At 60.7% G+C, this 12641-nt stretch carries 12 protein-coding genes; 4 read left to right on the plus strand and 8 right to left on the minus strand.

The window, feature by feature from the left end:
• Nucleotides 1-19: 19 nt before the first annotated feature.
• Entirely contained in the window at nucleotides 20-856 is an 837-nt protein-coding gene (locus E3E11_RS00150) for an acyl-ACP desaturase (RefSeq protein WP_141450637.1), read from the minus strand.
• A 247-nt stretch (nucleotides 857-1103) separates the two neighbouring features.
• On the opposite strand from E3E11_RS00150, the gene bioB reads away from it, so the two are divergent.
• Nucleotides 1104-2096, plus strand: a complete 993-nt coding sequence (gene bioB, locus E3E11_RS00155) for a biotin synthase BioB (protein WP_141451998.1) — start codon at nucleotides 1104-1106, stop codon at nucleotides 2094-2096.
• 16 nt (nucleotides 2097-2112) lie between these two features.
• Here bioB and E3E11_RS00160 read toward each other — a convergent pair whose 3' ends face one another.
• The 5 genes from E3E11_RS00160 to E3E11_RS00180 are packed head-to-tail and all read right to left on the minus strand — an operon-like array spanning nucleotide 2113 to nucleotide 7923.
• Nucleotides 2113-2934: a tetratricopeptide repeat protein gene (locus E3E11_RS00160; RefSeq protein WP_141450638.1), complete on the minus strand. Its 822-nt coding sequence runs from the start codon at nucleotides 2932-2934 to the stop codon at nucleotides 2113-2115.
• Between the two features lie 11 nt (nucleotides 2935-2945).
• The gene (locus E3E11_RS00165; protein ID WP_141450639.1) at nucleotides 2946-3878 is read right to left on the minus strand and encodes an MlaD family protein; all 933 of its coding nucleotides are present in this window, start codon (nucleotides 3876-3878) and stop codon (nucleotides 2946-2948) included.
• A complete protein-coding gene (locus tag E3E11_RS00170) occupies nucleotides 3878-4618 on the minus strand; it encodes an ABC transporter ATP-binding protein (protein ID WP_141450640.1) in 741 nt (246 codons plus the stop codon). The genes E3E11_RS00165 and E3E11_RS00170 overlap by 1 nt, the downstream gene beginning before the upstream one ends.
• 3 nt (nucleotides 4619-4621) lie before the next feature.
• The gene (locus E3E11_RS00175; protein WP_231118921.1) at nucleotides 4622-5584 is read right to left on the minus strand and encodes an MlaE family ABC transporter permease; all 963 of its coding nucleotides are present in this window, start codon (nucleotides 5582-5584) and stop codon (nucleotides 4622-4624) included.
• Entirely contained in the window at nucleotides 5584-7923 is a 2340-nt protein-coding gene (locus E3E11_RS00180; protein WP_141450641.1) for an adenylate/guanylate cyclase domain-containing protein, read from the minus strand. Before E3E11_RS00180 ends, E3E11_RS00175 begins: the two co-directional genes overlap by 1 nt.
• Nucleotides 7924-8095: 172 nt before the next feature.
• Between E3E11_RS00180 and ygfZ the strand changes: the two genes are divergently transcribed.
• Both ygfZ and hisI read left to right on the plus strand, forming a co-directional pair.
• Complete coding sequence (gene ygfZ / locus E3E11_RS00185) at nucleotides 8096-9103, plus strand: CAF17-like 4Fe-4S cluster assembly/insertion protein YgfZ (RefSeq protein WP_141450642.1); 1008 nt, start codon at nucleotides 8096-8098, stop codon at nucleotides 9101-9103.
• Nucleotides 9100-9564, plus strand: coding sequence for a phosphoribosyl-AMP cyclohydrolase (gene hisI / locus E3E11_RS00190; protein WP_407070527.1), 465 nt, complete (start codon nucleotides 9100-9102; stop codon nucleotides 9562-9564). Before ygfZ ends, hisI begins: the two co-directional genes overlap by 4 nt.
• Before the next feature lie 11 nt (nucleotides 9565-9575).
• Here hisI and fghA read toward each other — a convergent pair whose 3' ends face one another.
• Together fghA and E3E11_RS00200 are read right to left on the minus strand one after the other, a co-directional pair.
• Nucleotides 9576-10469, minus strand: coding sequence for an S-formylglutathione hydrolase (gene fghA / locus E3E11_RS00195; RefSeq protein WP_407070528.1), 894 nt, complete (start codon nucleotides 10467-10469; stop codon nucleotides 9576-9578).
• Nucleotides 10466-11587, minus strand: a complete 1122-nt coding sequence (locus tag E3E11_RS00200; protein ID WP_141452002.1) for an S-(hydroxymethyl)glutathione dehydrogenase/class III alcohol dehydrogenase — start codon at nucleotides 11585-11587, stop codon at nucleotides 10466-10468. The genes fghA and E3E11_RS00200 overlap by 4 nt, the downstream gene beginning before the upstream one ends.
• A 142-nt stretch (nucleotides 11588-11729) precedes the next feature.
• Here E3E11_RS00200 and E3E11_RS00205 point away from each other — a divergent pair, with 142 nt between their 5' ends.
• Nucleotides 11730-12608, plus strand: coding sequence for a bestrophin family protein (locus E3E11_RS00205; protein WP_141450643.1), 879 nt, complete (start codon nucleotides 11730-11732; stop codon nucleotides 12606-12608).
• Nucleotides 12609-12641: the final 33 nt, after the last annotated feature.

Here is a 12641-nt window from a genome sequence, read left to right on the forward strand (position 1 = left end):
GCAACGCCGCACGCCGGCCTCAGATCGCGTAACCCAGCTTGCGCAGGCGCTGCACGAAACTCCGGTGACGGAGGCGACTCAACCCGTAGGCCACCCGAGCCAGACCGCGCTGCAGACCGGAACGGGGGGTCAGGCCACTGGCCTTGAGGATCATCGCGGTCACACGGTCGAAATGTTTCTGCCGGTACACCCCAAGCGCACCTGCCATGTAAGCCGCCGTACAGCGCCCGTGATCGTAAGGAAGGGCTGCCGGTTCATTGGTGATGTGGTAAGCGGTCGCCAGCTCGTCATCCTCACTTTCCATGACGCGCCCGAGAGCGATCCGCAGCCGTGCCCAGCGGCCCAGCTTCTCGCGGGCCAGGTAACGCTTCATGTGGTCGTAGAACAGCTTGAAATGCCGGAATTCATCAGCGGCAATCTGCTTGCACAGCTGTTTGAGGACAGGCTCCTCCGTCGCATCGGCCAGAGCGGAATAATAGGAGGAGGTTCCGGTCTCCACCATGCAACGGGCAATCAGCTCGCCTGTGCGGGAGCCACGGATGGAAGTATCCAGATCGGTATCAATCCGGTAGGCCTCACGATACCGCCGAAAGGCGTCTTTATAGTCCCATTCCGGATCCGCCAGCATGGCCCAGCGGCCCAGCGCATCTCCGTGCTGTACCTCTTCATCAGCCCAGCTTTCAGCCAGGGTGGAAAATTCCGCATCATCGGCAAAGACATGCTGCAGATACCGCGTGTAGTCAGGCGCATTGCGCTCGACCACCGAAGCGGCCTTGATCAGCGGGATGAGAGCGGGATCAAGCTTTGACGGGTCGAAGGCTTCCCAGTCCAGTTGATCTATCGTCCAGTGTTTCATGACCTGCCACCCCTGCCCTTTCTCTGCTGCTGGCTTCTCTGAGCTTTTCCTGAGGCCGGGGCAACAGCAGCCCCCAAGGCCCCGACCATCGTTTTCAGATGGCACGTCAGCCGGGTTTTGGGTAGGTGTTAGCCTGCCTATATCTTCCAAGAACAGATTAAACAGGAGTCACGTTTTGACCTCCGCTGCCCGCCTGACTTCTTCCCCCACTTCTACGGACCTTCCTGTCGGACCTGTTGCCGCTGACTTGCCCCCCCTCCCTTCGTCGGCGCTGCGCCATGACTGGACGCGGGCGGAAGTTGAAGCCCTGTTGTCTCTTCCCTTTCCCGAACTCATCTTTCAGGCCCAGAGCCTGCATCGTCAGTTTTTCGACCCGACTCGCGTGCAGATCTCAACGCTGCTGTCCATAAAGTCCGGCGGCTGCCCCGAAGACTGCGCCTATTGCCCGCAGAGCGCGCAGCATGAAAAACGCATGGCGCATGAAATGCTGATGCCGCTTGAGAAAGTCATGGCTGAAGCCAGAGCAGCCAAGGCCGGTGGTGCAACCCGTTTCTGCATGGGGGCTGCCTGGCGGGCCCCCAAGGACCGTGATCTCGACCCGGTCTGCAGGATGGTTGAGGAAGTGCATGGACTGGGGCTCGAAACCTGCCTGACAATCGGCATGCTGACCGCTTCGCAGGCGGAGCGCCTGCAGCAGGCCGGACTGGATTATTACAATCACAACCTGGATACGTCGGAAGAATTCTACGGCACCATCATCTCGACGCGCAGCTACCAGGACCGGCTTGATACCCTGGCGCATGTACGCGATGCCGGTATCAAGATCTGCTGCGGGGGCATCATCGGTATGGGTGAAGACCTGTCTGACCGCGCCGGACTGCTCATGACGCTGGCCAATCTTCCGGTGCATCCGGAAAGCGTTCCCATCAATCTGCTGGTCCGGGTCCAGGGCACCCCGTTGGGCGAAGCTGAAGCAGTGGATCCGATCACTTTCGCCCGCGTCATCGCCGCAGCGCGGATCATGATGCCCGCCAGTCATGTCCGCCTGGCAGCGGGACGGGAGAACATGTCCGAAGCGGCACATGCGCTGTGCTTTCTGGCAGGCGCCAACTCAATCTTCTGGGGCGAAAAGCTGCTGACCACGCCCAACCCGGCCGAAAACCGTGACCGGCAGCTGCTGGATCTTCTGGGCATGCAGCCGGCTTTCCAGGCCGCCTCCGTGCCTCAACCTTTAGACTGAGCAAACCCAGAGGCTGCTACTTCTGGGAAGCAGCCTCTGCGTTCCGGCTGGCCTCGATAACAGTCTGCAGACGGGCCGCCCCGTCTGTATCGCCACTAGCGTCAAGAGCACGTGCTTCCAGGCTGAGCGCACGCCGCATGTCGCCATAGTCGAACTCCGTGCGCCAGCCAGCAGCCGCCTTGCCGGCAAGCGTAATGGCAGCCATCCACTGGTGGGAGAGATAGGCCTGCAACGCCTGGACTTCCTGTACCCCGGCCGCCAGCACGCTTCCTTCAGGCACATGCTGCAGCTGCGCCAGAACCGCTGTAACGCCCTGCAGGTCTCCCAGCTGTCCTTCAGCCAGGCCTTCCATCACCAGGGCCGCACTTACCGTGGCTGGATCAGGGGCCTTCTGAGCCAACCGGGCCTGCTGGCAGGCCCCTTCCCAGTTACCCAGTTTGAGATAGGCGGCTGCACGGACCAGATGCAGATCAGCACGCAGGGGCCAATGCCGCAGGAGCAAAGCCTGCTCCACGCGGTCCAACGTTTTTAAAGCGCCCTGGGGATTGCCGGCGCGCAGCTCTGCAGTGGCCAGGTTGAAACCTGCATCGTGGATTTCCCGCGCATCATCAGCAATGAAAGCCCGCTGCAGGGCCAGACGGTACTGGCCGGCCGCCTGCCCCATCTGACCGAGGTCAAAGACACTCCTGCCGGTTTCCATCGCATCCGCATAATGCGGATCATTCCATGGCTGGCGCGCACTGCCGCACCCTGCCAGGACCGCCAGGCTGCAGAGAATGCCCAGACGACCCGGCAAGGTCACGGCGCTGAGCGCAGAACAATAAAAGGCACGTTTCATACGCTTCCGCCTCACGGCTGCACGGCCGAGGCAGGCAGGCGGCCGGCGCTGCCCTTGCTGCCTGAACCGCCCAGGAACCAGAGCGAGCGTATCTGCTGGGTCAGCTTTCTCAGGCTTTCGGTCGTGGCCTCGGCCTCTGTCAGCAGCGTGGGAAGCTGGGAAGTGGAGACAGCCGCATTGTGTGCGGTCTGGTGAATGTCGGGCAAGGTCGCTTTCAGGCTCACATCGGTGCGGGTGAAGATCTGGTTGAGCTTGGCTTCCAGAGGCTGCAGGCCGAGGGCTGCCTTGTTGAGGTCGGCCAGCACCTGATTGGCGCGATCCACAGTCTCGCGGCTGGTCAGCAAGGCACCGGCCGTTCCCTTGCCATCTCTCAGCTCAGCCAGAATCTGATTGATCTGCGCGGTGATGTCCTGAACATTTTTCATGGTCGGCACCAGTGTGGCCTGCAGCTGAGCAACGGTTTTGGTGATCATGTCAGCCGGATTGGGCTCTGTGACGGCTCTGAGAACCGCATAGCTCCAGTCCAGGGGCTGGCCGCGGCCCCGCGATATGTCGATATAACTGGCGCCCGTCACCACAAAGCGGCGCCGGATGACGGCCTTGCTGTCAGTACGGATGAAGGGCTTGAACTGTGGCTCGATCGTGCCGACGGCGTAAAGCCGCCCTTCCTGATTGAGGTCCAGCTGACGGATCTCCCCTGCCCGCACCCCCATAACCTCGATGTCATTGCCCACCGCCAGGCCCGCAAGGCCATTCTGGGGCAGAACAAAGTAGATGCGCGCTGAAGGCGTCAGCCACTGCTTCAGCACGCCTGCCTCGATAATGGCAGCGGCAAAAAGAATGACGGAGCCAAGGACCAGCAGGCCAACCCATTCATCGGCATACCGGTTGCGAAAAAGCGGGATGGCACTGTCGGTGGCGGCAGATTTCCGGAGCCGAAACATCACAAGCCTCGCATGGGGTTCAGTCCCCCGTCGCTAAGACGCAAGAACTGCATGTCTTCCTGCGCGTAATCTTTCCAGACCGACCGGTCCGATGCAATCCAGACTACCGCACATCCCCGGTCGCACGCCATGGTCATCTGCCCCAGGAAAGCATTGTAGAGATCTTCGGGCTCGCGTGAAATCGGGTCTGCCAGAAGCAGCAGGATCGGCTCTCCCATGAAAGCCCGGACATATTCCGAGCGCCTCCGGTCCAGAAAGGACATATGGGGCGGCATTTCAATCGGAAGACCCGGCAGGCCGAATATCTCGCTTAAGGTAGTGGCCTGGTCGACCAGCTCATCGAGCGGGGTATAGGTGTGGTAAAGCGAGGGGGCCAGGATATTGATCTGCATAGGGTCGAAATCGATCCACCCCGCCTCCTCGCCGACGCGTCCCATTAATCCCCTCAATGCGTTGGTGCGTCGCTCGTCCAGGGTCTGCCAGTCCAGGCCCAGGCATTTCGCGCTTCCGCTTGCCAAGGTGAACATGCCTGCACACAGGTCGGTGAAGCGCTGCGCCAGCTGTGAATCATGGCATTCTATCAGCGCGCATTCTCCCGCCGCCAAAGTGAGGCTGTAGGCAACGGGGGAGACCCCTTCATCAATGTAAAGGGGGCGGGCTTCCGACAGTTCCAGAACCGGGCCGAGCGGCAGGACTGCAAGATCTTCGGTGAGAGCCGGGGTCTTCTTGTTACGCCGCATTTTTCATCCGAACAGAGAATCGATCACCACATTGATGGTCAGGATCGAGAGAATGCCCCGGGAGAACCCGCGCGGAATCATGGTGGAAAGACTGTCGTTCTGGGTCACGTCCATCCCTGAAAGACAGCTGCTGAGACCGACGGAAAAACCGCTCAGGAGAAATTTGAGGGGAATGCCCAGATAATCAGGCTTGCTCACGCTGGCTGCGACCTGAAACATGAAGGACCAAATCGGCATCGTGACGATACCCTGTGACCAGCAGACGATATAGCCCATCCCGAGAGCGACAACGCTGAAAATCACGCCGAGCGTAAAACCGCTGACAGTCATGGCGACCGTGCGGGGCACGATGAGCGCAATGAACGGGTCAATTCCCATCCCGCTCAGGATGCGCAGTTTCCCGGCTGTCGTCAGCACACCCAGCTGGGCAACGATCAGCATACCGGAGCGGCCGAGCAGGATGACACCCACCAGAACAGGGGCGATTTCACGCACCAGGACACGCGCCAGGATGCTGCCGGTCATCTGGGTCATGCCTGCAAAACCCAGCCAGAACACGGCCTGGGCCACAATGCCCAGACCACTGATCACAGCGACCACCAGAACACTCAGCAATCCCCCGCCCGTGGACTGACGCAATGAACGCCAGAATTCCATCCGGACAAGGCGCCGCCATGTCAGCGGCTGAACAGCCTGGCAGATAACCCCCCAGCTCGAGCCGATCAGAACCAGCATGAAACGCGACTGCATCCGGACGAAATGCCCGGTCAGCACCAGCAGATTCTGGATGACCGCAAATCTTTCCGCAGCCCGCAGGGGAACAGGCAGAGGGCTCTGATCTTTCGGAGCAGGCGCGGTATTTTTCTTCTGACCCGCGGAAACGCCGCTTACGGCGCGGTCTTCAGCTGGCTGAGGGGCGCGCGGCGTACCTGAAGGGGGCAGGCCATGTTCCGGTGAGACGTTCATCAGCGCCGCCCTGCCAGAATATAGGTTTGGGTGATGCCTTCACCCGGAAGATAGAATTCACCACGCGGCCGGAAGAGGAAATAATTGCGCATGATCTGGTAAGCCTGGTCAGACACCTGGATCTGCCCGCCATCCGGCGCCGTGCGCGCCAGAAGCTCTGCCACACCAAGACCCGTTCCCCAGACATTGAAAATGCTCGGATCTTTCCCCAGGCGCGCAGCCAGAATGGGGCCGATGTCAATCCCGATCCGGATCATGACCTGCGAATTCTGGCTGAGCAGAGCAGTCAGGCTCGCTTCCCTGATGGCAATGGCCGCTTCGGCCAGGCGCAGCAACGTGGCCGGCTCAGGCGTCTGGCTGCAGCCCCCCAGCAGGATAAGACGGTTGCCGGTCACCTGCAGGGAGAAAACACCATATTGCCGCGCCAGCTGCTGGATGGTGTCGGAAAGCTGACCGATGAGCTGCAGCGTCTGTTCAGCCCCCTCTTTCTGTTCAGTGAAGGCTTCTGCGAATTCCAGAACCATGACAGGCACCTGCGGATACAGACCGCTGGCTGGCAGCCCCCCGCTTCCCTCGCCCGGCGGGATAAGAAATCCTTCCACCATGTGAAGCGGGCCGGGCTTGGGTGCCTTGGCCAGGGTTTTCTCGAGATCCCCGGCACCGACGCTGTCGAGCTGGACTGCTGTTTTCTGGAGCTGGGCAAACCGCACCGCCACGACTGCCGCCACCAGCGCCAGAACACGGTCAAGCCCATCCAGCTGCTGCGGGTCTTCAATCATGATCACGCCCAGCGGCTGGTGGAGGTCCTGCACGGGCAGATAGACCAGATGCGTCGTGCCGGCCGGGCGCATGACGAGCCGCTGGAAAGCCTGGTATTGCGGGTCGGTCGCCGCATCAGGGATATTGACTAGATGCGGGGTGGTGAGATTGTCGAACAGGGCCGGACAGGCCGCCCGTGTGAGCTCCATCCCTGAGCCATGCACGTCTTTGGGACGGTCGAACACATCCTCACACAGAAGGCGGTTGCCATCGGGCAGCAGCCGCCAGATCCCGGCCCGCTGCGCTGCGGCACGTTCTGTAAGCACTTCCGTCAGGATGGGTACCTCACGGTGCGGGTCCAGAAGTCCGGGCGTATTGGCCACTTTCAGCAGCAGGGCATTGTCGATGAGGTTGTTTTCCTTGTTGGTCTCGATCACCCGCTTCAGGGAGTTCACCCGCCGGCCCTGGAAGATGAGACCGCAGGCCAGCAGACAGGCCAGACCGACGATCAGCAGCGAGAAGTAGACCGTCTGTTTCTGGATGACCTGGGCAAAGCTCGCAAAGTCATTTTCAGGCGCATTCAGAATCAGGACCCATGAATGTTTAGCCAGCGGCATGGCCGAGGCCATGGTGACGTAATCCTTGCCACGCGCCCGGATAATGCCTGCACCCGGCCCCAGGATCCGGAACATGTTGAGTGCGCGGGTGAAAACCGGCTGCGTGACAGGATTGAGATAAACATTCGCCGCCTGGAAACCGGGCTTGCCCAGATCAGCCATGTTGTGGCCAGCAATCACCTGTCCTGAAAGGCTGACAATCACCGCTTGGCCGCTTTTGCCCACCTTGAGACTGTTGAGGAAGTTCGTCAGCTGGTTCAGAGAAATATTGATCGCAAACACCACTTCACGCCCGTTGAGGGTACGGATGGCGATTGAGGCCGTCACGATGAACTGATGGGTCTGGGGATAGGGGTACGGGTCACTCCAGAAGATCCGGTCAATACCCTTGCGGTTGGCCTTGTGAAGAGCGCCCTGGTACCAGGGCAGCGTCGTGGGATTGAAATCATGCGCAGGTGTTGCACCCTGCTGCAGCACTTCGCCGTCCAGATTGACCAGGAGATGCTGGAAGTCCGGCTGCCCCTTGGCATCAACACCCAGAATGGTTTCCTGAAAGTTCTGCCCTTCCCTGCTGACACGCCAGAATTCGCCATTCTGGTTGGCGAGGTAGAAGCCATCCACCTGTGGCACGTTGCGCAGAATGGAGCGGCTGAGCAGCAGGAAGATGTTGGCATTGGCCGCCGGCGAGGCCAGGTTCAGCATGTCATGGGCCAGAACCGTGCTGGAAATGGCGGGCGAAAGATAGTTGCTCACCTCCTGCGTGATGTAGCGCTGCTGACTGCGCAGGAGATCGTTGGTCAGGCTGATTGCACCTGCGCGGGTGGCCTTGTAGCTGTGCCAGCTGACAAGAGCGATCGCGCCGATGACCAGGAGCACACCTGCAATGGGCGCCAGAACCTGCAGGATCTGCCAGCGTCTGTTGACCGGGCTGATCAGGGGATTGACGATTTCATCGCTAGGCAAGTGCTTACGTTCCTCGACAAGACGCTCACATCACAGGCGCGAAACTGGCTTTCCGAACCCCATGCCCGCCTCCTGGCAGCTGGTGCGAGGAGTGCCGGACTGCGCCCGTTGCCGAAACATGGCCCCACAACTCAGTCCAGCTCGTTTGGGAGCGGGCAATGAATGCACTATTATGCGCCTGATGATGAATCGCAACCACCTTTCTCCGCCCTTTCTTCCGCATCCGGACCGATCGGTTCTTTCCATAAGCGGCGGGGACCGGATCGCTTTTCTCCAGGGCCTGATTACGGCTGATCTCAAAGGAGAGCGCCCGGCTTCTGCAGGCAGGGCTTCCGCAGCTGTCCCTCATCAGACCGGGGACTGGGCGCCTGTTGCAGCCACACCTTGCAATTGGAGCGCGCTCCTCACCCCCCAGGGACGGATCGAAGCTCTTTTCTTCGTCTTCTCCACGCCCGATGCTCTTCTGATCGATGTCCCTGCTTCCGTTGCCCAGGCCCTGCAGCAGCGCCTGCAGCGCTTCCGCCTGCGGGCTGACGTGGTTCTGGCAATGACGGATCTGCAGGTCATAACCGGCCTTGCAGAGCTGTCCCCCCAATCCGGCCACTGCCTTTTTCCTGCTACAGCCCTGCCCGCTCTGCAAGCCATAGCACCTGATCCCCGCACCCCGCAGGCAGGCTTGCGGGCGTTGGTAAGCCCCGATTTTCCAGCCAACCTGACCACCCCAGACCGCCCGCCGGAAACCTGGCAGTCACGGCGGCTGAAACTTGGCCTGCCGGAATGGGAGGACATTGAGCCGGGCCGCACATTGGCCCTCGAAGCCGACCTGGACTGTCTGGGAGGCGTGTCATGGACCAAAGGCTGTTACATGGGCCAGGAAGTAACGGCCCGGACTCATTACCGGGGGCTGCTGAAACGTCGTCTGATACCAGTAGAGCTTGATGAGGGAGAGTTTCCCACCCTACCTGAAAACCTTCCCCTTGTTCTTGACGGACGGGAAGTCGGCGAAGTCCGATCACGCTTGGGGAAGCGGGGAATTGCCTTGCTGCACAGAACGGCCTGGGGAAACGAGACGCTCAAACTGGCCGATGGCCGGAATGTCCGCAGCCCGTGGCCAGCCTGGCTGCCAGACTTCTCCCCGGCTAGTTCCGATGCCGCTCCTGCTGGAGTTCCGACCCCGTGATCTCCCCTGATTCCACTCCCCAGAGCAGCCTGCAGGACTGGCAACCGCCTTCGCCTGAACAGCGCCGCGCGCTCGTAGCCCAGGCCCGCTTTGATGCAGAGGGCCTGCTGGCAGCCATTGCGCAGGATGAAGACAGAAACGTCCTCATGCTCGCCTGGATGAACAGCGAGGCATTGGATGAGACCCTCCGCACAGGACGGGTGTGCTATTTCTCCCGCAGCCGCCAGCGCCTATGGCGCAAGGGCGAAAGCTCCGGCCAGGTGCAGCATCTCCTGAAAGCCGCTTTTGATTGCGATTGCGATGCGCTTCTCCTTACCGTCCACCAAACAGGCGTGGCCTGCCATACCGGTCGGCGCAGCTGTTTCTACCAGAACGTGACCCCTGAAGGACTGCAGGCCGATAGCGCACCCCTGATCACCCCAACACAGCTTTATGGACGCACTGACTCTGGAAGAAGCTGACGGGGACTGTCCTAACCGCCCGGCTGGGGAGTCAGGCCCCGTGCATGATGCAGGATCTGGGAAGCGATGAAGGACTGCACAAACCAGTACGAATGATCGTAAAGCTTGTGACGCCGCAGCTCGAGAGGCTGCCCTGCCTCACGCGCCGCCTGCTCCAGCAGATCCGGACAGAGAATGGGCAGGAACTCGTCTTTCAGGCCCTGATCAACCAGGATCTTCCCTGCAGTCCGGTATCCTTCTGTCAGAAGCAGGCACGGATCATAATGGCGCCACTGCGCCTCATCACCGCCGAAATAGGTTTCCGTCACTTTCTGGCCCCAGGGCACGCGCGCGGGCGCACAGATGGGGGCAAAGGCTGAAACGGTCTTCCATTTGCGCGGATTGCGCAGGCCGAAAGCCAGTGCGCCCATGCCGCCCATCGAATGACCCATGATTCCGCAACGATCGCCGTCAAGTGGAAAGGCTGCTTCCAGAACCCCCGGCAATTCCTGGCCTACGTAGCTCCACATCCGGTAATGTGCCGCCCAGGGCTGGGCAGTGGCATCAACGTAAAACCCGGCGCCGGTCCCCAGATCATAAGCCTCGTCTTCCGCCGCAACCTGTGCGCCACGTGGCGAGGTATCAGGCGTTACAAGGGCCAGGCCATGCTCAGCGGCGTAGCGCACGGCATTGGCCTTGATCAGGAAGGTCTCCTGTGTGCAGGTCAGGCCGGCCAGGGCGTAAACGACAGGAACCTTTTTCCCTTCAAGGGCTGCCCTAGGCAGAAAAAGCCCCAGTTTCGTCGGCAGCCCCAGGGCCTGCGAGGGGAAAGTGAGAAAACGCACTTCCCCCTCGCAGCATTCGTGACGTTCCAGTTCCTTCAGCTGAGCGGCCGAACGGGCAAAATCGAAGGAAATATCCTTCACAGGCTGTAATCCACAACGGTGCGGATGCCTTCGCCGCGGCCCATCATTTCGAAAGCCTCATTGATCTTTTCGAGGGGTATGCGGTTGGTGATGAGGTCATCAATATCCACCCGGCCTTCCATGTACATGTCGACCACCTTCGGCGTGTCCGTGCGCCCACGGGCGCCGCCGTAAGCCGTTCCCATCCATTTGCGGCCCGTGATCAGCTGGAAAGGACGGGTGGAGATCTCCTGCCCCGCCGCTGCCACGCCGATAACGCAGGCCACGCCCCAACCACGATGCGCGCTTTCCAAGGCCTGACGCATCAGCGTGACGTTGCCGATGCATTCAAAAGTGTAGTCAGCACCGCCTCCGGTCATTTCGATGATCTTGCTGACCACGTCTTCTCCCTCGGGAAGGGCTGCCGGGTTGAGAAAATCCGTCATGCCGAACTTTTCAGCCAGCGGGGCGCGCGCCGGATTGATGTCAACGCCCACGATCTGCCGGGCACCGACCATTTTCGCCCCCTGGATCACGTTCAGGCCGATACCCCCCAACCCGAAAACGGCGACGGTTGAGTTGGGCTCCACTTTCGCGCCCCAGATCACTGAACCCACGCCGGTCGTCACGCCGCAACCGACGTAACAGGCACGGTCGAAAGGCGCGTCAGGGCGGATCTTGGCCACGGCGATTTCAGGCACGACGGTGAAATTGGCGAAGGTCGAGCAACCCATATAGTTGTGGACCGGCTTCCCTTTGTAGGAGAAGCGCGTCGTGCCATCAGGCATCAGCCCACGCCCCTGTGTGGCACGGATGGCGGTGCACAGATTGGTTTTCTGCGACAGGCAGGCAGGGCACTGGCGGCACTCGGGAATATAGACCGGAATGACGTGATCACCGGGCTTGACGCTCGTCACCCCCTTGCCGACCTTGCGCACGATGCCAGCCCCTTCATGGCCCAGAATGGCCGGAAAAACACCTTCGGGATCCTGGCCTGATAGCGTGTATTTATCGGTATGACAGATGCCGGTCGCCATAATCTCGATCAGGACCTCACCATCACGAGGCCCTTCAAGCTGCACGGTATCAACCACCAGCGGCTTGCCGGGTTCCAGAGCGATCGCAGCTCTCACATCCATGACGTCCATATCCACCCTCTTTACTTTTGGCTTTGCGCGCGGTTTTCCTGACTGAATTCTGCAGGTTTCATAGCGCATCAGAGTACTTTTATAAATCCTTGCCCGCACGCTGCTTTTCAAGTTTTCTGTTCAAGGACGCAGGATGATCGTCAAACGCCCCCAAGGAATCGCTATTCTGTTTCGGGAAACCCTGCCTTCCCTTACCATTCTGGCGCTTTGGGACCTGGCAGTGGTGGTGCTGTTCCAGGTCTACCATCAGGAATGGATGGAACAGGCCGCGCTGCCCATCTCCCTGATGGGTTCGGCCCTGGCCATCTTTCTGGGCATCCGCAACAACGCTGCCTATGCCCGCTGGTGGGAGGGACGGTCCCTGTGGGGGGTGCTTACCAACAATTGCCGCTCCTTCGGCCGCCAGGTCGGCAGCCTTCTGAACGGGGCGCCGGAACTGGCCACCTCCATGGCAGCCTATCCCTATCTTCTAGCTGCTGCCCTGCGCGGCCAGGAGCCGGACCCTACTGACATCGACCGGCTGCTATCCCCCGAGCTCAAGCAACGGGTTTTCGCCTGCAGCAATCGGGCCAACGCCCTTCTTTACGAAATCGGCCTCAAGGTTCGCAGCCTGAGTGAAAAAAGAGGGGTGGACGGCGCGCTGCAGAGCAATGTCGACCGCATCCTCTCTGATCTTGCCAATGCGCAGGGGGGGCTGGAGCGTATCTGCAAGACCCCCCTGCCCGTCCAGTATTCCATCCTGCCCAATATCGCCACGCATCTCTTCTGCATCCTGCTGCCCCTTTCAGCTGTGCAGACGCTGGGCTGGCTGACACCGCTGGGCTCCAGCATCATCGGGGTCCTGTTCCAGATGCTGGACCGCAGCGGCAGCAACCTGCAGGAGCCCTTCAGCGATACCGTGCACGCCCTGCCGATGAAAACCATCGCCCGCACCATTGAAACCGATCTCCTTCAGCCGCTCGGTCTCAAGCCTGCGCCAATGCCGCAACCCTTGAGAGGCGTGCAGCCCTGAGGAGAATGACAGGGGGCCATGAAAAACCCGTCA

Source organism: Oecophyllibacter saccharovorans (assembly GCF_006542375.1).
Taxonomy (GTDB): domain Bacteria; phylum Pseudomonadota; class Alphaproteobacteria; order Acetobacterales; family Acetobacteraceae; genus Oecophyllibacter; species Oecophyllibacter saccharovorans.

Coding starts and splice junctions, on each gene's coding strand:
- E3E11_RS00150 (WP_141450637.1), bottom strand. CDS start 856: ATGAAACACTGGACGATAGATCAACTGGACTGGGAAGCCTTCGACCCG.
- E3E11_RS00160 (WP_141450638.1), bottom strand. CDS start 2,934: ATGAAACGTGCCTTTTATTGTTCTGCGCTCAGCGCCGTGACCTTGCCG.
- E3E11_RS00165 (WP_141450639.1), bottom strand. CDS start 3,878: ATGTTTCGGCTCCGGAAATCTGCCGCCACCGACAGTGCCATCCCGCTT.
- E3E11_RS00170 (WP_141450640.1), bottom strand. CDS start 4,618: ATGCGGCGTAACAAGAAGACCCCGGCTCTCACCGAAGATCTTGCAGTC.
- E3E11_RS00175 (WP_231118921.1), bottom strand. CDS start 5,584: ATGAACGTCTCACCGGAACATGGCCTGCCCCCTTCAGGTACGCCGCGC.
- ygfZ (WP_141450642.1), top strand. CDS start 8,096: ATGCGCCTGATGATGAATCGCAACCACCTTTCTCCGCCCTTTCTTCCG.
- E3E11_RS00200 (WP_141452002.1), bottom strand. CDS start 11,587: ATGGATGTGAGAGCTGCGATCGCTCTGGAACCCGGCAAGCCGCTGGTG.
- E3E11_RS00205 (WP_141450643.1), top strand. CDS start 11,730: ATGATCGTCAAACGCCCCCAAGGAATCGCTATTCTGTTTCGGGAAACC.